Raw genomic sequence first — 23,817 nt, forward strand, 5'->3', positions numbered from 1 at the left:
TAGTATCTTTGCAACTTTATAATTTTAAGACAATTGATCAAGCTTCACGATAAATATTTTGAACCTTTTATCTCTAAACAGGAGATCGATGCCGCTATTGACCAAATAGTGGAAAACGTAAAAGCAGATTTTAAGGAAGAAACGCCCATTTTTATTTGCGTCCTTAACGGTGCCTTTATGTTTGCTTCTGATTTCATTAAGAAATACGATCAGCCTTGTGAGATTAGCTTTGTGAAACTAAGTTCATACCACGGATTTTCATCTACCGGGATTGTAAAGACCTTATTGGATGTTCCGGATAATGTTGAAGGTAGGAGCGTAGTGATACTTGAAGATATCATTGATACGGGAAAAACAGTAAAGGAACTCGTTTCCATGTTTTCCAATATCAATGTAAAACGGTTTAAAATTGCTTCAATGTTTTATAAACCTGAGGTCTATTCAGGTGAATACAATATAGACTATGTCGGTATTGAAATCCCAAACAAATTTATCGTGGGATACGGGCTTGATTATGACGAATTGGGTAGAAACCTACCCGAAGTTTATCAAATAAAAGAGAATTAATATGATCAATTTAGTGCTTTTCGGGAAACCGGGTGCAGGAAAAGGTACGCAAGCGAACTTTTTAAAGGAAAAATACAATCTAAAACACATTTCTACCGGTGATGTTTTTCGCTTCAACATCAAAAATGGAACAGAACTTGGAACTTTAGCGAAATCATATATCGACAAAGGAGATCTAGTACCGGACCAGGTTACTATTGATATGTTGAAGGATGAGGTTGAAAAGAACCCGGATGCTGCCGGATTTATTTTTGATGGTTTTCCTCGTACCAATGCTCAGGCCGAAGCACTAGATAGGCTACTAGAAGAAAAAAGCATGAAAATCCATGCTACTATAGCTCTGGAGGCTGATGATCATGTTTTGATTCAAAGACTTTTGGAACGTGGACAGGTTAGCGGAAGAACCGATGATCAGGATGAGGCTAAAATCAAAAATAGGTTTGAGGAGTACAACGATAAAACAGCTCCACTAATAAAATACTACCAAGAACAAAACAAATTTCACAGTGTGAATGGTATTGGTAGCATAGGAGAAATAACACAACGCCTAAGTGCAATTATTGACGCACTTTAATAAATTTAAAACAATTACGTAAGTTCTATTTAGATGACAGAAGGAAATTTTACAGATTATGTAAAAATTAATGTTGTATCCGGAAAAGGAGGACAAGGTTCCAGCCATTTGCGCAGGGAAAAATATGTTGCTAAAGGTGGTCCGGATGGAGGAGACGGTGGCCGTGGAGGTCATGTCATCATTAAAGGGAACAAAGATCTGTGGACGCTGTACCACTTTAAGTTTAAAAAACATTTTAAAGCAGGACATGGCGAAAATGGCGGTAAACAAACCAGTACCGGTGCAGACGGAGCGGATGTATATCTTGAGGTGCCTTTAGGTACTCAAATTAAAGACCCGGAGACCAATGAAGTCCTTTTTGAAATCACCGAGCATGATGAAGAAAAAATCTTAGCTAACGGTGGAAAAGGCGGATTGGGTAACTGGCATTTTAAATCTGCCACCAATCAAACGCCTCGATATTCCCAACCGGGACTTCCGGGAGAGGAATTAGAGATATTACTGGAATTAAAACTTTTGGCCGATGTTGGATTGGTCGGTTTTCCAAATGCCGGTAAATCAACATTACTTTCTGTAATTACCTCTGCAAAACCAAAAATCGGTGATTATGAATTCACTACCCTAAAACCAAATTTAGGGATTGTTGAATACAGAGACTACCAAACCTTTGTTATGGCAGATATCCCCGGAATTATTGAGGGGGCCTCTGAAGGAAAAGGATTGGGACACTACTTTTTAAGACATATCGAACGAAATTCTACCCTGTTGTTTTTAGTTCCTGCAGATGCCAAAGACGTTTATGAGGAATATGAAATTCTGCTCAATGAATTGCAGAAATACAACCCGGAACTCATAGATAAAGATCGTTTGGTTGCAATTTCAAAATCAGACATGCTGGATGATGAATTAAAATCAGAAATGAAAGCGCAACTTGACTCTCAATTTGGAGATGTTAATTATATGTTCATTTCCTCTGTAGCTCAGCAAGGTATACAGCAGTTGAAAGATGAGCTATGGAAAATGCTAAACAAAGCAGAGACAAAGATCTAAATTGCCTGTTTTATTCGTATTTTTAGTACGGTAAATGTTTTAATATTGTGTAAAACATAAATACCTTAAATTAAAAGTGATGAAAATACGTGTTGCAGTAATTGTCCTGTGTTTACTTGTTGCCGGTTGTGGTATCCAAGTGGCTTATGACTATGACAATAATTTTGATTTTTCAGAAGTTCAAACCTACAATTACTATCCCTCTATGAGTAGTGGGTTGAGTCAACTGGACGAAAAAAGACTACTCAGAAGTGTTGATAGTTTAATGCACGCCAGAGGATTCAAAACTAGTGAATCTCCAGATTTGTTCATCAATATAAAAAGCTCAAGCAGACCTAAACCTGTAAATAGCGCTGTAGGTATTGGAATCGGCGGAACCAACCGAAATATAGGAGGTGGAGTTTCAGTCGGAATTCCCGTTGATAAGCAAGACCAGTATCGCGAAATTATTTTTGACATTATCGATGTGATGAATGATGACTTGATATGGCAAGCCGTCAGTGAGACTACCATATCAGAGTCCATGACTCCCTTGGTTCGTGAGGCTAAAATGAAAGCCGTAGTGGATAAGGTATTCTCAAAGTATCCTCCACGATAGAAATTGTTTTTTGATGCCTTTGTGCAAGGTTGTCGAATGTGTATCTTTGCTTGTGTTAAACATCAGTAGAATTCCAATACTTTGAAGATACATTTTATTGCCATAGGAGGCAGCGCCATGCACAATTTAGCCTTGGCACTACAACACAAAGGATACCACATTAGCGGGAGCGATGATGTGATTTATCAACCTTCCTTATCCAGATTAGAAGCCGCAGGACTTTCACCGGAAAGCTTCGGTTGGTTCCCGGAAAAAATAGATCATTCTCTAGATGCTGTAATTCTTGGGATGCATGCAAAAGCTGATAATCCGGAGCTTTTAAGAGCACAAGAATTGGGTCTTAAGATTTATTCCTATCCTGAGTTTATTTACCAGCAGAGTAAGTACAAAACTCGAGTTGTAATTGGCGGAAGTCATGGTAAAACAACCATTACAGCTATGATTCTTCATGTATTGGACTATCATGACAAGGATGTAGATTATATGGTCGGAGCGCAATTAGAAGGCTTCGATACTATGGTAAAACTTACCCAGGATAATGACTTTATTGTCTTGGAGGGCGATGAGTATTTGTCTTCCCCTATAGATCGAAGACCAAAATTCCATTTGTACAAACCCAACATAGCACTACTCAGTGGTATTGCTTGGGATCATATCAATGTCTTTGAGACCTTTGAAGATTATGTGGAGCAATTTAAGATCTATGTAGATTCTATAGTAGAGGGCGGAAGTATTACATATAATGCTGAAGATCCTGAAGTAGCGAAGGTGGTACATGACTCTGAAAATCAAATTCGAAAAATACCGTACTACACACCAGAGCATACAATAGATGTCGGGGTTACCTATTTAGAGACACCAGAAGGTTCTATGCCCATTGAAGTGTTTGGAAAGCATAATTTGAGTAATTTGGCCGGTGCGAAATGGATCTGTCAACATATGGGTGTGGATCAAGATGATTTTTACGAAGCAATTGCCAGTTTTAAAGGAGCGTCTAAACGCCTGGATAAACTTGCTGAGAATTCGAAAACTGTTGTCTATAAAGACTTTGCACACGCTCCAAGTAAGGTGAAAGCAACCCTGGGCGCCGTAAAGGAACAATATTCAAACAAGACCATCGTGGCCTGTCTAGAGCTACATACCTATAGTAGCTTAAATGCTACTTTTATAAAAGAGTATAAAGATAGTTTAAATGAAGCCGATACCGCCGTAGTATTCTATACCCCGGAGGCACTAAGGATTAAAAAACTCGATTCCCTTAGCAAGCAGCAGATTAAAGATGCCTTTGGACGTGAGGATTTAATCATTTACACTGAGGCTGAAGATTTTAGTGACTTTATCCTTAACATGGATCTTGAAAATACGGCATTGCTTTTAATGAGTAGTGGGACTTATGGTGGATTGGACATGGATAAATTAAAAGAAAAAGTTCACTAAAAAGCCAAATAGCCAGGTACATCGACCAAACTCGTAATGCTTGGACTTTTTTACTAAAAACATACTTCGACAGCTGTTTTTTGTTGATAAGTCACTTTGCGCTCCAGTAGAACTCAGAGGCATGTTCAATACCTTTAGGTTATGAAAGTGAATACTCCAAAAACCACCATAAAAAGCTGGAATGCAGAAGATCGACCCAGGGAAAAAATGCTTCTAAAGGGTAAGGATGCGCTGTCCGATGCGGAACTCGTTGCGATACTAATCGGTAGTGGTAATCGAAACGAAAGCGCAGTAGATTTATCCAAAAGGATTTTAAAAACTTCACGTAACAGTCTCAGTGTATTGGGCAGACTTTCCATTGAAGAATTATCACAATTTAGCGGAATTGGGAAGGCCAAAGCAATTGCTATCGTTGCGGCATTGGAGCTAGGTAGAAGGAAAAGAATGGCTAAGGCGACACCGGAGACCGGTATAAAGGCCAGTAAAGATGCTTATGAATTTATGCAACCTCGAATTGGTGATTTACCTCATGAAGAATTCTGGGTAATTTATCTCAATAATGCCAATAAGGTACTTAATGTCTTTCAGTTAAGCAAGGGAGGGATAACGGGTACTTTGGTGGATGTAAGATTACTTTTAAAAGAAGCCTTGGTGATTAATTCCACGGCTATCATTCTAGCCCACAATCACCCTTCCGGAACACTTAAGCCCAGTACAGCAGACAGAGAAATTACTGAAAAGATCAAAAATGCCTGCTATTCCATGGATATTAAGCTTCTAGATCACCTTATTGTAACTGAAAAATCTTACTTTAGTTTCCAAGACGAAGGATTCATTTAATATGTTGTTAGTTTATACTTATAAAATCACCCCGCGAGTTAATTATATCATGAAGCATATCTTTTCTAGAATGCTAAATGTCGATATGAACATCACTACTAAAGTTGAAGATTTTATAGCCCATAAAGGGCCGAAGATTACCTATACAAGGCAGCCTTTACAGAATGAGTTTTTTATAAAAAGTAACGAACTTTTATTTGAACAAGGAATTTCTGATGTTGAAATTTCGATTCATGATTGGGATGGATTACCTTGTTTTTTTCCAACTACTGAAGGCAGTGTGATTCCTTATGATATCTTCTCAGCGAGTTTTTATTTATTGAGTCGTTATGAAGAATACTTGCCTCATGTGAAAGACGAACACGGAAGGTTTCCGGTTAGTGAGAGTTTAGCCTTTCAAAATGATTTTTTAGAAATACCCGTCGTGGACCTTTGGGTAAAGCGCTTAAAAGTTGCACTTCAAAGACGTTTCCCTGAGTTAGAGTTTAAAAGCAACGTCTACAAACAGACCTCAATTATGGATGTGTCTGTAGCCTATGCGTATCGAAAAAAAGGAGTGATCCGTACTATAGGAGCTACCCTTATCGATCTGTTTAAATTCAGGTTGTCCAAGGTGCTTGATCGATACCTTGTTCTTTTGGGATTCCGGAAAGATCCTTATGACTTTTTCTTTCGCATCAACCAGCTTCATAAACAATACCAATGCGAGGCCGTTTTTTTCTTTTTAATGGCAGATTATTCGAATTACGACAAGAATATTTCAGTTATTAATTCCAGCTTTAAAACCTTAATAAAGTCTGTAGCCGATTATAGTATAGTGTCTCTGATGGCATCTTATAAAGGTTTTGATGATTTGGTCATTTTAAAAAAGGAGCGCAACAGACTTATCAATACCATTAACAGACCGGTTAAAAGGGTGCGTCAACGTTTTAACAGGTTGAATATACCGGACACCTATAGGTTAATGGTGGATGCCGGTTTTAATGAAGACTACACCATGGGATATACCAATGAGGTGGGCTTTAGAGCAGGAACCTGTAGCCCGTTCTATTTTTACGATATTAGTTTTGAAGAACAAATCCCCTTGCTTATCAATAGCTTTTGTATGCAATACACTAGTTTGTATAAGTTTAAAAGCGTGAGTAAAGCAGAAGAAAAAATAAGAGAACTATCCGAGATCGTACAAGAAGTCAACGGTGATTTTAATGTGGTGTTCTCCAATGAGATCTTACAGCTCAACCAGCGCAACTCATGGAGAGATTTGTATATAAAGTATTTGAAAATGAACCCCAATTATGATGAACAAGCAACTTGAAATAACCGATGTGTTTTTTGATTTAGATCATACGCTATGGGATTTTGAACGAAATTCTGAACTCACCTATCACAAGATATTTAAGAAGTACAATCTACAAATTCACCTGCCTGATTTTCTCAAGGTATACGTTCCAAATAATACAAGATTATGGGGGCTATATCAATTGGATAAGATCGGAAAAGAGGAGCTTCGGTATCAGCGACTAAAAATGAGTTTTGACCAGATTGGAGTATCTGTCACTGATCAGGATATTGATGTACTTGCTGATGACTACATCAAATACCTTTCCACCTTTAATCATTTATTTGAGCATGCAGAAACCATCCTCGATTATTTAAAACCGAAATACAAGCTTCACATCATCACTAACGGTTTTGCAGAAGTGCAAGAAGGTAAGTTGAAGAACTCCGGTATTAATCACTATTTTGAAGTGATTATGGATTCAGAAAAGGCAGGGTTTAAAAAGCCAAATCCAGTGATTTTTGAGAAAGCTATGAGCCTTGCAAACGTACAGCCTGAAAAGGCTCTTATGGTAGGCGATAATTATGAAGTAGATATACTTGGAGCGAAGAATGTAGGTATGCATACACTGTATTTCAATCCATTAATTCCAAAAAATGATAAATCTACAATTGAAATTCAGGGATTAATTCAGATAAAAAATTATCTTTAATCTACAATAAATAGACTAGCTTAACCGTTAAACTGTTATGAAAAGATTTGCCCAAAATCACCAGTTTTATATCCTAGTCACCTTTCTTATGGTGATGAGTTCTTGTGTGAAAGAAATGGATTTTAACGGTGTTAAAGACATTACACTTGAACCGCAAATGAAGATCGAGTTATTGAAGGCAGAAATAACTCAAGAAGATATGGTTGCAATTTTTGAGGATAATCTTCCACCCCCAATCGGGTACATGCCAGAAGCAGCTCCCCCCGGATTTTATCCATTTCAATTACCAAATCCCATTGTGAAACCAATTAGTTTAACCTCTGAAGAACGAATCCTGAAATACCTGGTTGATGGTGTAGATAAAGAAAGCGGAGCAGCAACACCTGTGTTGACATTTACATTCACCAATACAATTAATAGTGAATTTGGTATTGAAATTTACCTTCTAGACAAAGACAAAAAAGAAATTAATATATCTGAAACACACGGAGAAAGTAGTATTAGTGCCTCAGTCGGCGGGAGGATTGTAGAATCAGTTGTTAGCTATTCTTATGATGCTGCGGATATTAAAAAAGCGGTGGAAATTGCAATTAAATTCACTATGGATCCAAATGAAGATCTCTATCCAGACCCCAATAGGTCTTTAACCATTAATGCTAATGGAATTTTTAATTTTAGTTATGATACTAGTGAAGGATTACCATAAACAACGATTGCTTGAACCGAAAATTCGATATTAATTCGAAAAAGATGACGCCCTAACGTCCTACTTGAACTTATAATTTGTATTACCATGTTAAACAATCGATCGATAGTTTGCCTGTTTTTCCTTATGTCTATGGTGGGTCTTTATGCCCAAAATAAGCAGCTGCTTTATAATTTTTCAGAGATACCGCAAGCTTTAATGTTGAATCCTGGAGGTAAACTACCAGGACGTGCTTATATTGGTGTTCCATTAATATCTGGACTCTACGGCGGAGCTTCAAGTAGTGGGATCTCTGTGTATGATGCTTTTGAGGATGGAGAGTTTGATAATATGGATCAGCGGTTGGAGTATGTAATCGGCAGATTGGATCGTAATGATTCACAGAGAGCATCGGAGCATATTGAAATACTCAATGCCGGCTTTGAAATTGGAGGTATATTCAATACATACTTTATAAGCTTTGGACTATATAAAGAAGCAGACTTCTTCAACTACTGGCCGGAGGATTTGGCTTATCTAGGGTATTATGGAAACCAGGGTTCTACCGGGGATTACTATAATTTAGCAGATGCGAATATTAAAGGTGAAATTGTCACGGTACTACATGTTGGACTACAACACGAGCTCAATGAAAAATGGACTATCGGAGGACGTCTTAAGTTCTATTCTAGTAATATGGACGTTACTTCTACCAATAATAAAGGTTTTGTAGGTAGTGGTGCAGAATCAGATCAGATTTTTTATGGTGACGCCGTCGTTCATACTTCCAGTAATGAAAGGTTAAAAGAAGTATACAGGTATATTCGAGATGATATTTTTGACGGTAATGTAGATCCGGTTAGTGATGCTATAGACTTGCATAGAAAAGTATTTGCAGAGGGGCCATTTATTACTAAAAACCTGGGTGTAGGAATTGATATTGGGTTTACTTATGAACCCAGTGAAAATTGGTCATATTCTGCCAGTATATTGGACTTAGGATTTATCAATCATAAAGATGATGTTCGAAATTACGTAGTCACAGGTACTTACGGGTTTGATGGGACAAATAGCAATAGTTCAGACCCGGATGATTTATTCCAGGTCATCGAAGGTGATTTCCAAAGAACGGACAATACGGATTCCTATACGACTATGAGACCTGTTGAGTTTTACGCTTCCGCGATGTACCGCTTTGGGTATTTCAGGTCCAATAAACCTTGTAATTGTACTACCAGTAATGAGCCACCATCCGCGATTGGATTACAGTTTTTTGCTGAGAAAAGACCGCGCTATCCTCAGATGGCATTAACAGCCTTTTACTACCGAAAAATATGGGAACCACTCAGAATTAAAGCAACATATACGGTAGATAAATATTCAAAAACTAATGTGGGTCTTGGAATATCCACTCATTTTGCTAACTTTAACTTCTATTTATTAGCGGATAATTTGTTAGAATTAGGTAATTTAGCAGATGCCAATACATTGTCACTTCAGACGGGATTGAATTATGTATTTCCGGTGAAAAAGTAAATCTGAATTAAAGTCATGAAGAAATTAATACTATTAGGACTGTTCCTTATCACAGCTTCCATCAGTGCTCAAGAAAGCATTAATCAGTACAAATACATTGTTGTTCCTAAAAAATTCGACTTTTTAAAGGAACCGAATCAGTACAGAGTCAATACGTTTACTAAGTTTCTATTTGAGAAAAATGGTTTCACCGCCATTTATGATGACAATCAACCACAAGACTTACGAATGAATCCATGTCTTGGTTTGATAGCCAATATTGAGGATCATTCTAACCTATTCAGCACTAAGTTGAATATTACCCTTAAGAATTGTCAAGGTCTAATTGTATATACTTCAGAAGAAGGTAAAAGTAAAATTAAAGAATACGAAGGAGCTTATCAGGATGCCATTAAAGATGCATTTGTTTCCGTACGCGGATTAAATTATCACTACACTCCTGCGGAGAATAATGTGGCGTTGCTTCCTGCTTCTGCTCAAGCACCAGTTGCTCAAGTTCCTGTTGCTGCACAAGCACCCACTACAGCTGTTCAGGCGCCAGTTGCTCAAGTTCCGGCTAAAGTAGTTGAAGTTGCAACTGCTAATGCAGTTGATCAGGTTACAGAAGTTCTTTATGCACAGCCAACAGCTAACGGTTTTCAACTGGTTGACAGTAGTCCTAAAGTGATTTATAAGCTCACCAAAACTACACAGCCAAATTACTTCCTTATTCAAGGCGGAAATGGTTTTGTGTATCAGAAAGACGGCCGTTGGATAGCAGAATACTATGAAGGACAGACCTTAAAGCAAGAGGTACTTAATATCAAGTTTTAGTACAATGTTTTCAAATAAGGCTTAATACCTATATTTGTCTTTCCATCGTCTTTTTAAGAAATCCCGAAGGGCGTTCTCCCGTTGATTGTTTCCCGGAGTATAAAAGGTGGTGTTAGAGATTTCTTGTGGTAGAAATTCTTGTTCTGCAAAGTTATTCTCGTAACTGTGCGCGTATTTGTAATCATCCCCATAGCCTAGGTCTTTCATAAGCTTCGTTGGAGCGTTTCTCAAATGCATAGGCACGCTGAGGTCTCCAGTTTGTTTAACACAAGCTATAGCTTTCCCTATAGCCTCATAAGATGCGTTACTTTTAGCTGAGGTGGCTAGATATACAGCACACTGACTTAAAACAATTCTAGATTCCGGGTATCCAAGAGTGGTTACTGCCGTAAAGGTGTTGTTGGCCATAATGAGCGCAGTAGGATTTGCATTACCGATATCCTCGGATGCTGAGATTAACATACGCCTGGCAATAAATTTAACATCTTCACCGCCTTCTATCATACGAGCAAGCCAATATAGAGCACCATTAGGATCACTACCTCGAATGGATTTTATAAATGCAGAAACGATATCATAGTGTTGTTCTCCCGTTTTATCATATAACACGGTGTTCTTTTGAACCTTTTTTGTTACCAGTTCATCTGTAATGACAATTCTGTCCTGATCTTCAGAATTGATGAGAAGCTCAAAAATATTAAGAAGTTTTCTACCATCACCACCCGAGAGTCGTAGCAAGGCTTCAGTTTCCTCTAGTATAATTTCCTTTTTGGACAATTCCGGATCTTCTTTCATTGCCCGACGCAATAGCTGTTCTAGGTCTTCTTTGCCAAAAGCATTTAAGATGTATACCTGACAACGAGACAATAGGGCAGGGATGACCTCAAAACTTGGATTTTCAGTGGTAGCACCTACCAGGGTAACCCATCCTTTTTCTACAGCGCCAAGAAGCGAATCTTGTTGAGACTTACTGAAACGGTGAATCTCATCGATAAATAAGATAGGATTTTTGGTGGTAAACAAGCCGCCGCTTTGTTTTGCTTTGTCGATGACTTCCCTAATATCTTTAACGCCGCTGTTAATGGCGCTCAGGGTGTAAAACGGCCGTTTACTCTCCTGAGCTATAATGTTCGCCAGCGTTGTTTTTCCGGTACCGGGAGGTCCCCAAAGTATCAAAGAGGGGATGGTTCCACTCTTGATCTGATTCGTGAGTGAACCATCAGTTCCCACAAGGTGACTTTGACTGATATAATCCTCTAAGGTTTTGGGTCTGATACGTTCTGCTAAAGGTTTATTCATAACCCAAAATTACGGATTTTTAATAGGAAGTCAGACAATAGCTTTCTGACAAATTATCAGTATTTTTAAAGTGGACTTGTTTTTGAATGATTCCTAATTATGAATAGACAGGAACCTTTTATATTTTCACCTAACGTTCTCATTTTTCCAATGCTCTTTGGAATTGTGATTTGGAGCGTTTACTGGTTTGAACTGTCCTTTGGTTTTGATTTTAATAAGTGGGGTGTCTACCCAAGAACCATTTCAGGACTCAGAGGTGTAATTTTCAGCCCGTTTATTCACAGTTCTGTTGATCACCTGTATAGTAATACGCTTCCATTAATGATCTTAAGTGCCGCTCTTTTTTACTTCTACGAAAAAATTAGCTGGAGGGTGTTGCTTTATGGCGTTCTACTCAGTGGTATTTTGACTTGGGCCATAGGACGCCCCTCATACCATATTGGCGCAAGTGGAGTAATATATGTACTCGTAAGTTTTTTGTTCTTTAAAGGTGTGTTTGCGGGCAATCGAAGGTTAATAGCCCTATCATTAATTGTAGTATTTGCATATGGCAGTATGTTTTGGTATATGTTTCCAATTGAAGACAGAATTTCCTGGGAAGGGCATCTATCTGGTTTTGTAGCAGGACTTCTTATGGCTATATACTTTAAATCTGCCGTACTTCCAAAGGAAAAATACACCTGGGAGCGGGAAGATTATAATGAATCCAACGATCCTTTTCTCAGACAATTTGATGAAAACGGAAACTTCATTCCCTTTAGTGAGTTAGAAGATCTAGAGGAAAAGGGAGTAGTGACGCCATCAAAGGAGGTAGAACAATCCTCGGTAAATCCTCAAAAGAAGACAAATGAGTTCAAGGTCATATATCACTACAAACCTAGACCCACTGATAATACTGAGTCATAATCTAAGGGAAAAATTTAAAAGTATGATTGGCCTTATGCCATTCGTTGTCTAAGCGTTTCATATAGGAATACTCCGCAAGCCACCGATACATTCAAAGAACCGATCTCTCCAAGCAAAGGCAATTTAGCCTTTTGATCTGCTGCTTTTAGAACAGAAGGGGCAATACCTATATCTTCTGACCCCATAACAATTGCAGTTGGCGTAGTTAGATCCACGTCATAGATAACATTTTCAGTTTTTTCAGTTGCCGCAACAACTTGTATACCACTGGCCTGCATATGGAAAACGGCATCTTTAATATGATCTACTTTACAGATTGGAATTCTGAATACAGCGCCTGCTGAGGTTTTAACGGTGTCTGCAGTTACAGACGCACTACCTTTTCTTTGGATTATGACCCCATTCACGCCGCAGCATTCAGCAGTACGGATAATGGCACCAAAATTACGTACGTCCGACAATTGATCAAGTAAAAGGAATAGGGGAGTTACATCAGATTCTAGGGTTTGGGTGACCAAGGTATCTAAGTCATAAAACTCAATCGGAGAAATATTAGCAACCACCCCTTGGTGATTGTTTTTGGTCAATCGATTCAATTTCTCAACCGGAACATATGAACTGCCAATTTCATTTTGTTTTAATAGGGTGTTAAGCTGCTGAAATAAATTTCCTTGAAGCCCTTTTTGAATAAAAACTTTATCGATGGTTTTCCCTGATTGGATAGCCTCAATAACGGCTCTTATCCCAAATATTTGATAGTTGTCTTCCATGGGGTAAAGGTACATAAAAAAACCACCTCGAATTGAGGTGGTTCTTTATAAAATATGATTTACTAAAAACTAAGTGAAACTAAATTAGTTTACATCCCAGAAAAGTTTAGTAGTCTGTTCGTCTCCGCCGATAGCAGTAGATGCGGCAGTCCAATTATCTTCGTTAAGGTTTTGCTCGTTAACAGGATACGTATATCTGTTTGGAATAGGATTTCCTGAATCAGCTGGTGGTGTGAACATTGTAATGTCAAACTTTCTCCAAACTGTCCATCCTTCAAAGCCTCTATTGTACATAGCAAGCCAGAATTGGTTTCCTATTTTTTCTCTCCAATCAGCACCAGGTGCTGTAGCGTATGCTACATCTGGATTAGCTAGATATGTAGTTGCGTCACCAGCATTCCAGTATTCAAAGGATGCACTAATACCTTGATTGTAATAAGTTTCTACTGTTCCTGGTACTGTTATATCTGGAATGGCTGCAGCTTCAGCTAGATAAAAAGAAATCTCTGAATAATCCATTAAAACTCCTGGATAGGTTGGTGCATGCATTACTTCCCCAATATGGGTAAAACTACCGAAGTTGTTATTATCTCCATAAACACCACCGTCATAGATTCCAGCTCCTAAATTGTCATCAAAATAGACCATTCTTCTAGGGTCATCAAGCCCATTCATAAAATCTACTACAGTATTTGCTGCAACAAAGTCAGAACGGCCTGATTGCACTAAATCAACCCATAATGGGTTTGTGTTTGGCGCAAAACCTTGATATGAAATAAGCGCATTGTCAGCATTGGAAGTAAACACTCCAGCGGCAACAGCACTTTCAACAGTAGCTTTTGCAAGAGGCATATTAACATCAGTTAGTCTGATACCCAAGCGTAATTTCAAAGAATTGGCAAACTTAGCCCATTGTGCCATGTCACCACCATATATTTGATCTTCAGAAGTATAGCCTTCACCAGATTGAAAATCAGGAATAACTGTGTTAATTCGGCTAATTAGATCCTCATAAATTGTTGCAGCGTCATCATATGAAGGTAGTGGGCTACCTTCGATATCCATTGCATCGGTGTAAGGGATATTTCCAAAAGAATCTACCAGCTGTTGCCAAGAATATATGGCCAATACTTCAATCTGGGCTAGACGTCCTGTTTTCTCAGAGCTAGATAATAAAGGGTCATCTAAAACTCTTTGACTAGCATCTTTTAAATCCCACAATACGTTACGATATATAATTCCCCAATGATTTTGAGTGATATTTCTACCATTCAAATCATAGTTAGCTTCATCGATGTATGTGGTCTCTGTCCAGTATTGAGCCAATAACCTGAAAACATTAAGGTTTACGTTGGTACTGGTCATTTGATCGAACAGACTCTTGGTTGCCGAAGTGAATAAAGCACCCGAGGCCACATTTTGAGGATTTTTGTTATCCTGGTTATAGCTTTCGTATTTATCATCGCTTTGGCATGATGATAGAACGAGAGCAATGGTTAATATAGAAACAACTATTTTTTTCATAATTACTATTTTAAAATTGTAGTTTAAGACTTGCTCCTATTTCTTTTACTGCCGGGTAAGCACCGGATTGATATCCTTGGATATTACCTGAACTTAAACCTGCTTCTGGATCTGAATAAGGAACATTCTTATGTATTATCCATAAATTTCTACCAATCAAGGAGATTGACGCGCCTGAAAGTGGCAATCTGCTAATAAAATCTTTGCCAAAGTTATACGATAAACTAACCTCTCTTAGTTTAACAAATGAGGCATCGTATACGTGTGCAGCGTTTGGTGTTCTTACATAACCCCATGGGTTAGCGTAAGTTGTGGCATCTGCTCTAATATCATTAGGCGAACCATCCTCTTTTACACCGGTAAGGATTACACCACCACTATCCGCTCCTGATGTAACAGGGTTTCTAACAGGGTTTCCTAAATCATTATTTCCTGCCGTGAAATCATATAGTCCAGTTGCATAACCATACCAAGTGTCTAAGGAGAAAATATCCCCGCCTTTTTGTATGTCTATAAGGAAGCTTAAATTAAAACCTTTATAAGTAAAGCTATTATTGATACCACCTTTCCAATCAGGAGTAACATTACCGATTACACTGTTACTGGTAGATGTAGTCAAGTAATAACCATTACTTCCTACGACTTTTTGACCAGTAGTTTCATCGTATATAAAATCGGTTCCTCTAATGGTTCCGTAAGCTTCACCTGGAGTAGCATTAATACTTACTCCACCTTGAAGAGCGGCTAACACCAAATTATCGATACCCTCTCTAAGCTCAACAACTTCACTTTCATTAGTTGACCAGTTTAAAGTGATATCCCAACTGAAGTCGTTGGTTCTAATTGGAGAACCATATAAGAGAACTTCAAAACCTTTGTTTTGAATTGTACCGGCATTTAACCATCTTGAAGAATAACCAGTTGCATTAGAGAAAGGAACATTTACAATTTGATCCTCGGTTCTAGTTTTATAGTATGCCACATCAAAACCTAACCTTCTTTTAGCGAAAGCCATCTCTAGACCAAACTCATATGATTTTTGTCTTTGTGGTTTTAAGTCAATAGTATTTAAGTCATTTGGGTTAGAAGCAACTCCTGTGCTGTTGAATGCAGTAGATACTACGTAAGTGTTAAAAACTCGATATGGATCGGTATCGTCACCTACCTCTGCGTAGTTTGCTCTAAATTTACCCAGATTTAACCAACTTGCGTCCATCAATTCCGAGAATAGGAAACTTGCAGAAGTGGAAAAATACCCGTAGGTGTTATCAGACTTTGGTAGGGCAGAGGAGCGGTCTCTTCTGTATGTCCCCTCTAAGAATAAGAAGTCATCATAACCTAAACTAGCTCTAGCATATGCACCATCTACCATTTTAGTAGCATCATATTCTATTGGAGCTTCTAATGGACTTACGGTATTAATTAGTGAATATAAACCTGGGATGGCTAAACCACCATTGGTTGTAGCTCTTATAGAATTCCAAGTTTGCCTTCTCAAGTTGAAACCGATATTACCATCAAGATTTAATTTTTCACCCAAATCTTTATTGAAGTTTAAAATTAAATCATAATTGTACTCCGCGACGTTATTGTTGTAACGTGAATATTGTGATACATCTGCACTACCAACATTAATTCTTTCTTCTTGGAGAGCGCTATAGGTATCAAAAGTAAACCTACCTATCAAACTGAATACATCACTGATTTTATAGTCCAAAACTACATTACCGAAATATCTATTTCTAGTATCTGTTTCATAATTCTCATAAAATACCCAATACGGGTTGTCTGAGTAGATTGGAGCTAAGTTAGTCGCTGAATTCGGATTCCATGATAAATTTTTTCGAGTAGAAAAATAAGCATCTTTTTGCTCTTTAAGATCGACATTGGTTTGGAACCATTGTCTAAATTGTTGCATAACATTCTTTGAGTCATAACCTGTACCATAACGACCTTTACCATCTGTTTTGGAATAGTTCATTGTAGTTGAAACTTTTAATTTTTCTGTCAGATCATGTGATGCATTAATATTAATCGAATTTCTTTTAATCCCACTATTTGGAAGGACTCCTTCTTGGTCAAAATTAGTGATACCAACTCTGAAGCTACTCTTATCAGTGCTACCATCAAATGAAACTGAATTGATTACTGTGGCTGCGGTTTCAAAAACTGAATTTGGATTGTTTTTTCCGGCGACCCAAGGTGTTGCTTGTTGATAGGTTGGAAGGCCGGGATAAATCGAATTCCATTGGTAAATCATTCTGTTTGGGTTGAATGCACCGCCATAAGAGGCATCCTCGGTGAAAGGCGTTGTCAAATCAGTTACTCCATCGCCGTTTACATCGGCAAAATTGAAGTAGCCGTCATCTGAACTGTAGTATGGACCATACCCTGCACCATATTTGTCTTGGTAAACAGGTAAGGTTTCGTCATCCACAGTTCCGAGAGTTACACTCGAATTTACAGTGACACCAATTCCTTTTTTAGTGCGTCCTTTTTTTGTTGTGATAATAATTGCACCATGCATCCCTCGAGAACCATATAGGGCTGTCGCTGCAGCTCCCTTCAATACATTGATGCTTGCAATGTCATCAGGGTTGATATCCGATGCAGCATTACCAAAATCAAATCCTCCTCTACCAGATTTCTGATCAGCTGTGTTGGAGTTTTCATTACTGATAGGGATACCATCAACAACAAATAAGGCCTGGTTGTTACCAGAGATTGAATTGTTACCACGGATAACAACATTTGCTGATCCCCCTAAAGTACCTGAACTTTTTACACTCAATCCAGCTACCTTACCAGAAAGCGAGTTCACGAAGTTACTTGATTTAACTTTCGAGACTTCCTCACCATCTACTTGTTGGGTTGCATAACCCAATTGTTTTTTCTCTCTTGTAATACCTAAGGCTGTTACTACAACCTCATCAAGGGCCTGGGCATCCATACCCAATGTTACATTTATGGCGCTTGCGGCACCTACATTTCGTTCTTCTGTTGTTTGACCGACAAAAGAAAATACCAATACATCTCCGGTGTTTGCTTGAATAGTGTAATTTCCATCGAAGTCTGTTTGGGTACCATTTGAAGTGCCCTTTACTAAGACACTTGCTCCTGGTAGTGGTAGACCATCTTGGTCAGTAACCGAACCTGTTACGGTTTTTTCTTGTGCAAAAGTGAACTGCACAATTAACGCTAAAAAAAACGTTAAAAAGCCACTAAACTTTGTTCTCATGTTATTAAAGTATTTGAATTAGCTAATACGAATTTGATAATTTCATGTTAATAATCCAATTGTTTTATCATAAAATGTTAATATGCAGTTAATAATTTTATGAATATGACAATCTTATAAGGGTTATGTTTTTGTTAATTTTGTATATTAAGTGTATAATATTGTATTCAATGAAAAGTCAAGTGGAGTAGGTCTTTGGAACGTTTAGGTAAGAAGAAATTATCATGTTGTATATAGGGAAATTACTTCAAATTCACCTACGATTTTGAAAACTTAAAAATTCTACAAATTGAAAGAGAATCGATGATAAATTCTGGAGTTTTGACAGATTTAAAGGATTTTATTAGACTTTAAGTAGTTGTAAATGTAAAATATTCAATGTAATTAAATGAAAAACCCACCTCTAAGCAGAGGTGGGTTTAACACAATTTGATGTAAATTAATTTATTGTAATACGTAAGTTGAAGTATAAGCTCCAACACCAAAGAAGGTATCAAAATGCTCTAGAGTTAGAGTTTTTGTTTCTTCATCATAGGTTCCACCTGTGATACAACCAATACCGTTGCTACCACAAAATCCGAAACTATCATTAGGTAATACTTTACCACAAGAGATCATAATGGATCCTGAATTCACTAAACCAGTATTTGATGAACAAAACTGTAATAGACCACCATCCGCTGTGGAAAGATTAAATGTACCATCTCCAACTTTAGTTATAGTTGCATTTTTATAATGAGATTTTTCTTGAGGATTACAAACGCTATTGTCAAATGCATATGTGCCACTAATATCAATTGGGCAAACATAGGTGACATAAAGGTTTGTAGATTCTTGTTTCTCACTTACAATCATTTCAAAATCGGATTCGGTTTGAACATCTGTAAGGACGAATGTTAGCGTAACCTCATCGGGTGCATCAGCATTTTCGGTTAAAATAGTTACTGGGACATACCCAACATATCCGTCTTCTGCTTTTAGAGTTATTGTAGCAGGTTGGAAATCATAATGTACTCCAGCTTCACCTGTAGTGTTTTCCAAATCGATATCTACACTAACTGTTATGTCAGCTGTGTTTTTAGTAGAACTTGGACCGAAATATTGAACAGGTAGGTCGTAAGTCTTCACTTCACCACTCACTTCAAAAGCTGTTACGGATGATGAATTTGTAAAGCCTACGAAATCAGGCCCTGTACCATAATCCGTTTTTTTGTCATCTAGTAGGCACGAACTAAAAGTTATTGCACTAAGTGCCAATACCATTAGATTTCTCATGTTTTTTATAATATTTTTCTTCATTTTCTAGATTTTAACGATTATCTCCAAAATGGATCACTGTTGAATGCATCATCTGATGTTTGTGATGGAGCATTTTCAGAGTTCCTACCTTGTTCTGAATTTGGTATCAACAATCTTACTGGCCTTGTTTTTCCGGCAGCTTGTGCATCCTCAGGAAGTGGAAGGTTGGCTGGGTACCCAGTACGTGTTAGATCAATCCATGATTCAATTGAAGCAATACCGTTTAATGCGATCCATTTTTGAGTAATAATTGCTTCAATCTTATTAGTAGATGCAGCCCATCCCACATTTCCTAAAGTTTGAGTGTAATAAACTTCGGCAGTAACCTCTGGGTCTTCAACACCGAGATATACAAAGTGTGATGTGATAGCCTCCTCGTATAATGCTTGAGCATCCCCGCTCATATAACCTCTTACAACAGCTTCAGCTTGGATTAATAGGCCCTCTGCATAGCTCATTATGATCTGATCCTGATCTGATTTCTTAAGCAAACCAGGTCCAACTTTAGACAAATCATTACTTGTAAATCCACTACCTGGTAAATCTACAGCTTGATGTGACCCTGCATAGCCACCATTAGCTGCTTCAGAATATAGATATTCTAATCTAGGATCGTTTGTACTTGATAGGTAATCAATGGTGTAGTCTGAAGCTACTGTGAAATCCATTCTATCCTCTTCACTGTCATCAATTTTAAAGAAGTAACCATAAAAAGGACTCTGTTGCTCTTCCATTGCACTGCTGTAACCTGGGTTCGAAGCTACATCTTCTTGAATGTAACCAAGACCATTTTGAGCGATTTTGGTAATTTCTTCTTTAATATAAGCATCCTGACCAGTATTACTTAGTCTCACAAGCATACGAAGTTTCACCGTATTGGCAAATGCACCCCATTTTTCCATGTCACCTCCAAAGATGATGTCTTGATCACCCGGATTCTCAGCAGTTCCAGGTAGATTATTAACTAACTGTGCTGCTGCTGTCAACTTATCAATTACATCCTTATAAATAACTGCTGCTTCATCATAAGCTGGTGTTGGATTATCTGCTCTTTTATTCGCTTCAGAATAAGGTATATCACCATAGATGTCTACCAACAATTGGTATTGAAAACCTTTCATGGTAGCTGCAATTACGTCATATGCAGAGTAATCAACAGCACCCGTCTCATCTTCGTAATTTTCAATATAAGTCAAGTTCTTAAGGATGTTTACGTAAGATCCCTCGAATATATTGGTGTTAAATGAATTGGTAATGTTATATCTAAAATAGTCCTGGTTAGCCGACCAATTGGATGGCTTAGACCAGTTGTAGACAAACATATTCCCCATATAGGTCATAGTTGTTCCATTTAGCGAAGAAAAATATTCTTGCGCTGCTGGCAGCGTCTGGTATGGCGTTGATATTGAAGGATCATTTGGGTTGTCGTTGACATCATAAAAGTCGTCACTACAGCCCACTGTTAACAATCCGAAAGCCAACGTCAAAAGTGATGTTTTAAATATATTTTTTGCTTTCATTAGTTACTTTTTTAGAAATTAGCAGATAAGGTTATACCGTATTGTCTTGTTGGTGGGGTCTGTGCCTGAGTACCAACGCCCATTGCATTACCTGTGGTAAAGTTAAATTCTGGATCTGTATAAACGTTATCTTTAGGTCTGAAAGTAAATAAGTTTCTTCCGAAAACGCCTAATGACAATTTGTGCATTCCTAATTTATCCAATAACTCACCATCAAAATCATAAGAAAGTGAAACCTCTCTAATTTTTAGTGTAGTAGCATCTGTTACATAGTTTTCTTTAACGTCACCATATGCATCCCAAAAGGCATTACCACCGCTAGAGGTTGGTCTATCTGTATTTGCAATATATCCACCATTTCCGTCCGAATACGATGAGTTAGGGAATAAGAATGGTTGGCGGTTTGAAGAAGCACTGTGTTGAGTAAGACCTGTAAATTCTAAAGCATCTACGATACTGTTGAAGAAAACGTGACCGGTTCTATAGTCCATTACAGCATAAAGATTGAAGTTCTTATATCTTAAGCTAGTATTTAAACCTACAGTATAATCAGGCATTGTTTTACCAATCGTCCTCATGTCAGGACTTTGAATTGGATCTCCGTTACCATCAACGATTACTCTACCTAGGTCATCTCTTTCGTAAGCAGTAGTTCTAATCATTGGATAAGGTTGTCCAACTTCTGCAACAATTTGAGCTGCAGCATATCCTCCTAAGTCTACTCGGTCAACACCTTCTGAAAGAGAAAGTACTTCCGATTTAATAGTTGAGTAGTTGATCCCTATATCCCATGAGAAGTCTTCGCTTGAGAATATTTTACCATTTAAATCAACTTCGATACCTTGGTTCTGAACCTCTCCAATATTTGTCCACATACTTGTAGCTCCGGAAGAAGATGCAATATTGATTGGTACAATTTGGTCAGTAGAGTTCGTTTGATAAACAGTAAATCCAGTAGTTAAACGAGATTTAAAGAATTGCATCTCTAAACCTGCTTCCAATGAAGTTGTAAACTCTGGTTTTAGGCCCGCTGATGAAATTCTGTTGTCTGTATCTTGAGCTAGACCTGTAGCACCATCGAATGGGAATCCGGCAGGTGCGAAAAATGTAGGATTAGTTACATACGCTCCTGGATCATTACCGGTTTTAGTAACGTTGAAGTTTAATTTTAGGTAGTTCAATCCTTTATCACTTTTTATAGCTGGAATTGCATCTGTAGCTACAAATGAAATCCCTGCTCCAGGATAGAAATATGATCTACTTTCAGATGGAAGTGTAGAAGACCAGTCATTTCTAGCTGTCATATTCAAGAACAAGTAATTGTTAAACCCTAAAGTTAGATCAGCATATACCGCTGATTTTCTCCATTGTGAAGAAGCTTCTCCTCCATTAAGAGCGCCAGTTCTTGTTGAAACGTTCCAAAAATCAGGAATAATAAGGTTTTCTCCTGAAACTTCCATGTTCTTAGATTCATACATTCTAACGTTTTGGCCTAAATTGACCTTAACGTTGAATTGGTCACTTATGTCTTTGTCAATATTTAATACAACATCACTGTTGAAACGACTGCTAGTAAACAAACGATCTATTGTACTAGCTCCATAAGGAGCCATTCTTGAATATGGATTTTGTAATTCAAACGCATATGTTAGTGCTCCTAAGTTCCGTTTAAACTTCTCAGTAGTGCTAGTATAACCACCTCGCCAAGTAATATTCATCCAGTCGTTGAATTCATATTTTACGTGACTGATATAGTTGAATTCTGAAATATCATTCTTTTCTCTTTGTGTGTCTACAATGAAATAAGGGTTTTCGTAGAATGCGAAGAAAGAAACTTCGTTACGAGTATATTGGCCAGTTCTCCAATTCTTCAACTCTTCCATAGGTATGTGTAGAGGTGTGTTAAGAACATTCCAGTATACTGGTCGTCCTTGACGTCCTGCTTCTGGAGAAACAATATTTGCATGTGAACGGAAGAATGAGAAGTTACCACCAACTTCTAGCTTACCAAATTTTCTGGTTGCATTTAATCTAACGTTTGTTCTGTTATATTGGTCACTAGGTACGATACCTTTAACGTTTGTTTGATCAAGAGAGAAAAGGAAATCCCCATTGTCACCTCCACCGCCAAGTGTTACTCCATGACGAATTGTGGAACCAGTATTGAAAAAGTTTCTTGCGTTGTCTTTTATGGGACTAAATGGAACCATCCATGCACTTCCAGGGATATGATTTCCATTTTCATCTTCGTAAAACTCACTGGCCGGTACCAGACGTCCGTCATAAGCAGGGCCCCAGTTAACGTTTTCTAGTGGCCACAAAGTCCCGTCAGGGAAACCACCAACTCCAAATTTGTCTTGTAATTCAGGCATGTAAGAAACGCTCTCTGCAGTATACGAAGTATTGTAACTAACAGATAATTTACCTTCACCTTTTTTAGTAGTAATCATAACAACACCGTTAGATGCATCTGATCCATAAAGCGCAGCGGCATTTGCACCCTTAAGGATACTAATGTCGGCAATATCATTTGGATTGATACGGTCAATGGCACTTCTTGAAGAAGGATTACCATCAATAACGATTAAAGCTTGGTTATTACCTAATAAAGAACGGTTACCCCTTAGTACAATTCTTGTGCTTGGATCTACACCATTATTTACAGTGTTAATTTGAAGACCTGATACCTTACCAATAATAGCAGTTGTAGCGTTTACCGCTCTAGTTTTTGTAAGATCTTCTCCGTCTACGGCTGCAACGGAATAGGAAAGTTCTCTTGGTTTTCTCTGGATGTTCAAAGCCCCTGTGACCACAACTTCGCCAAGTGCTTGAGCATCTATTCCTAACGTAACACTTATGCTGCTAGCAGCACCAACAGTACGTTCTTCTGTTGTTTGGCCCACAAAGGAGTATACTAGTACATCACCTGTGCTGGCTTGGATGGAATAATTACCATCAAAGTCTGTTTGAGTACCATTTGAGGTACCTTTTACTACGACATTCGCGCCGGGTAGCGGTAGACCATCTTGGTCAGTAACCACACCAGTCACGGTTTTGTCTTGTGCAAAAGTAAATTGCACAATTAACGCTAGGAATAGCGTCAAGAATCCACTAAACTTTGTTCTCATTTTATAAATTTATTTGAATTAGCTACTGCGAAAATGATAAAT

17 protein-coding genes and 1 pseudogene are annotated in these 23,817 nt (G+C 38.0%); 11 read left to right on the plus strand and 7 right to left on the minus strand.

Annotated features, from left to right (window positions below):
• Window positions 1-33: 33 nt before the first annotated feature.
• From ACN0TV_RS00295 to ACN0TV_RS00340, 10 genes and pseudogenes are all read left to right on the plus strand, one after another.
• A pseudogene (locus tag ACN0TV_RS00295) lies at window positions 34-1,141 on the plus strand (adenylate kinase).
• Between the two features lie 33 nt (window positions 1,142-1,174).
• A complete protein-coding gene (gene obgE / locus ACN0TV_RS00300; protein ID WP_417358961.1) occupies window positions 1,175-2,191 on the plus strand; it encodes a GTPase ObgE in 1,017 nt (338 codons plus the stop codon).
• 79 nt (window positions 2,192-2,270) lie between these two features.
• Entirely contained in the window at window positions 2,271-2,789 is a 519-nt protein-coding gene (locus ACN0TV_RS00305) for a DUF4136 domain-containing protein (protein ID WP_417358963.1), read from the plus strand.
• Window positions 2,790-2,870: 81 nt separating this feature from the next.
• Window positions 2,871-4,226 carry a UDP-N-acetylmuramate--L-alanine ligase gene (locus tag ACN0TV_RS00310; protein ID WP_417358965.1) on the plus strand — a complete coding sequence of 452 codons (1,356 nt, stop codon included), beginning with the start codon at window positions 2,871-2,873 and terminating at the stop codon, window positions 4,224-4,226.
• 141 nt (window positions 4,227-4,367) lie between these two features.
• Window positions 4,368-5,066 (plus strand): RadC family protein, encoded by a 699-nt coding sequence (gene radC / locus ACN0TV_RS00315; protein ID WP_417358967.1) that lies wholly within the window; start codon window positions 4,368-4,370, stop codon window positions 5,064-5,066.
• A gap of 1 nt (window position 5,067) precedes the next feature.
• On the plus strand, window positions 5,068-6,381 hold the full coding sequence (locus ACN0TV_RS00320; protein WP_417358969.1) for a polysaccharide deacetylase family protein: 1,314 nt from the start codon (window positions 5,068-5,070) through the stop codon (window positions 6,379-6,381).
• Window positions 6,362-7,057, plus strand: coding sequence for a YjjG family noncanonical pyrimidine nucleotidase (locus ACN0TV_RS00325; RefSeq protein WP_417358971.1), 696 nt, complete (start codon window positions 6,362-6,364; stop codon window positions 7,055-7,057). The genes ACN0TV_RS00320 and ACN0TV_RS00325 overlap by 20 nt, the downstream gene beginning before the upstream one ends.
• A gap of 37 nt (window positions 7,058-7,094) precedes the next feature.
• Window positions 7,095-7,763: a hypothetical protein gene (locus tag ACN0TV_RS00330; protein ID WP_417358973.1), complete on the plus strand. Its 669-nt coding sequence runs from the start codon at window positions 7,095-7,097 to the stop codon at window positions 7,761-7,763.
• A gap of 87 nt (window positions 7,764-7,850) precedes the next feature.
• Window positions 7,851-9,278, plus strand: coding sequence for a DUF5723 family protein (locus ACN0TV_RS00335; protein ID WP_417358974.1), 1,428 nt, complete (start codon window positions 7,851-7,853; stop codon window positions 9,276-9,278).
• Window positions 9,279-9,293: 15 nt separating this feature from the next.
• Window positions 9,294-10,091: a hypothetical protein gene (locus tag ACN0TV_RS00340; protein ID WP_417358976.1), complete on the plus strand. Its 798-nt coding sequence runs from the start codon at window positions 9,294-9,296 to the stop codon at window positions 10,089-10,091.
• 21 nt (window positions 10,092-10,112) lie between these two features.
• Here ACN0TV_RS00340 and ACN0TV_RS00345 read toward each other — a convergent pair whose 3' ends face one another.
• Window positions 10,113-11,390, minus strand: a complete 1,278-nt coding sequence (locus ACN0TV_RS00345; protein WP_417358978.1) for a replication-associated recombination protein A — start codon at window positions 11,388-11,390, stop codon at window positions 10,113-10,115.
• A gap of 99 nt (window positions 11,391-11,489) precedes the next feature.
• Between ACN0TV_RS00345 and ACN0TV_RS00350 the strand changes: the two genes are divergently transcribed.
• Window positions 11,490-12,296, plus strand: coding sequence for a rhomboid family intramembrane serine protease (locus ACN0TV_RS00350; RefSeq protein ID WP_417358980.1), 807 nt, complete (start codon window positions 11,490-11,492; stop codon window positions 12,294-12,296).
• Window positions 12,297-12,328: 32 nt separating this feature from the next.
• On the opposite strand, the gene rlmB is transcribed toward ACN0TV_RS00350, so the two are convergent.
• From rlmB to ACN0TV_RS00380, 6 genes are all read right to left on the minus strand, one after another.
• Complete coding sequence (rlmB, locus tag ACN0TV_RS00355) at window positions 12,329-13,066, minus strand: 23S rRNA (guanosine(2251)-2'-O)-methyltransferase RlmB (RefSeq protein WP_417358982.1); 738 nt, start codon at window positions 13,064-13,066, stop codon at window positions 12,329-12,331.
• A gap of 84 nt (window positions 13,067-13,150) precedes the next feature.
• A complete protein-coding gene (locus ACN0TV_RS00360) occupies window positions 13,151-14,590 on the minus strand; it encodes a SusD/RagB family nutrient-binding outer membrane lipoprotein (RefSeq protein WP_417358984.1) in 1,440 nt (479 codons plus the stop codon).
• Window positions 14,591-14,600: 10 nt separating this feature from the next.
• Complete coding sequence (locus ACN0TV_RS00365; RefSeq protein ID WP_417358986.1) at window positions 14,601-17,828, minus strand: SusC/RagA family TonB-linked outer membrane protein; 3,228 nt, start codon at window positions 17,826-17,828, stop codon at window positions 14,601-14,603.
• A 444-nt stretch (window positions 17,829-18,272) separates the two neighbouring features.
• Window positions 18,273-19,127, minus strand: a complete 855-nt coding sequence (locus tag ACN0TV_RS00370; RefSeq protein ID WP_417358988.1) for a hypothetical protein — start codon at window positions 19,125-19,127, stop codon at window positions 18,273-18,275.
• A gap of 17 nt (window positions 19,128-19,144) precedes the next feature.
• Window positions 19,145-20,647, minus strand: coding sequence for a SusD/RagB family nutrient-binding outer membrane lipoprotein (locus ACN0TV_RS00375; protein ID WP_417358990.1), 1,503 nt, complete (start codon window positions 20,645-20,647; stop codon window positions 19,145-19,147).
• A gap of 11 nt (window positions 20,648-20,658) precedes the next feature.
• Entirely contained in the window at window positions 20,659-23,775 is a 3,117-nt protein-coding gene (locus tag ACN0TV_RS00380; RefSeq protein ID WP_417358992.1) for a SusC/RagA family TonB-linked outer membrane protein, read from the minus strand.
• Window positions 23,776-23,817 lie beyond the last annotated feature (42 nt).

The sequence above is a fragment of the Galbibacter sp. genome, assembly GCF_048266365.1.
GTDB lineage: Bacteria > Bacteroidota > Bacteroidia > Flavobacteriales > Flavobacteriaceae > Galbibacter.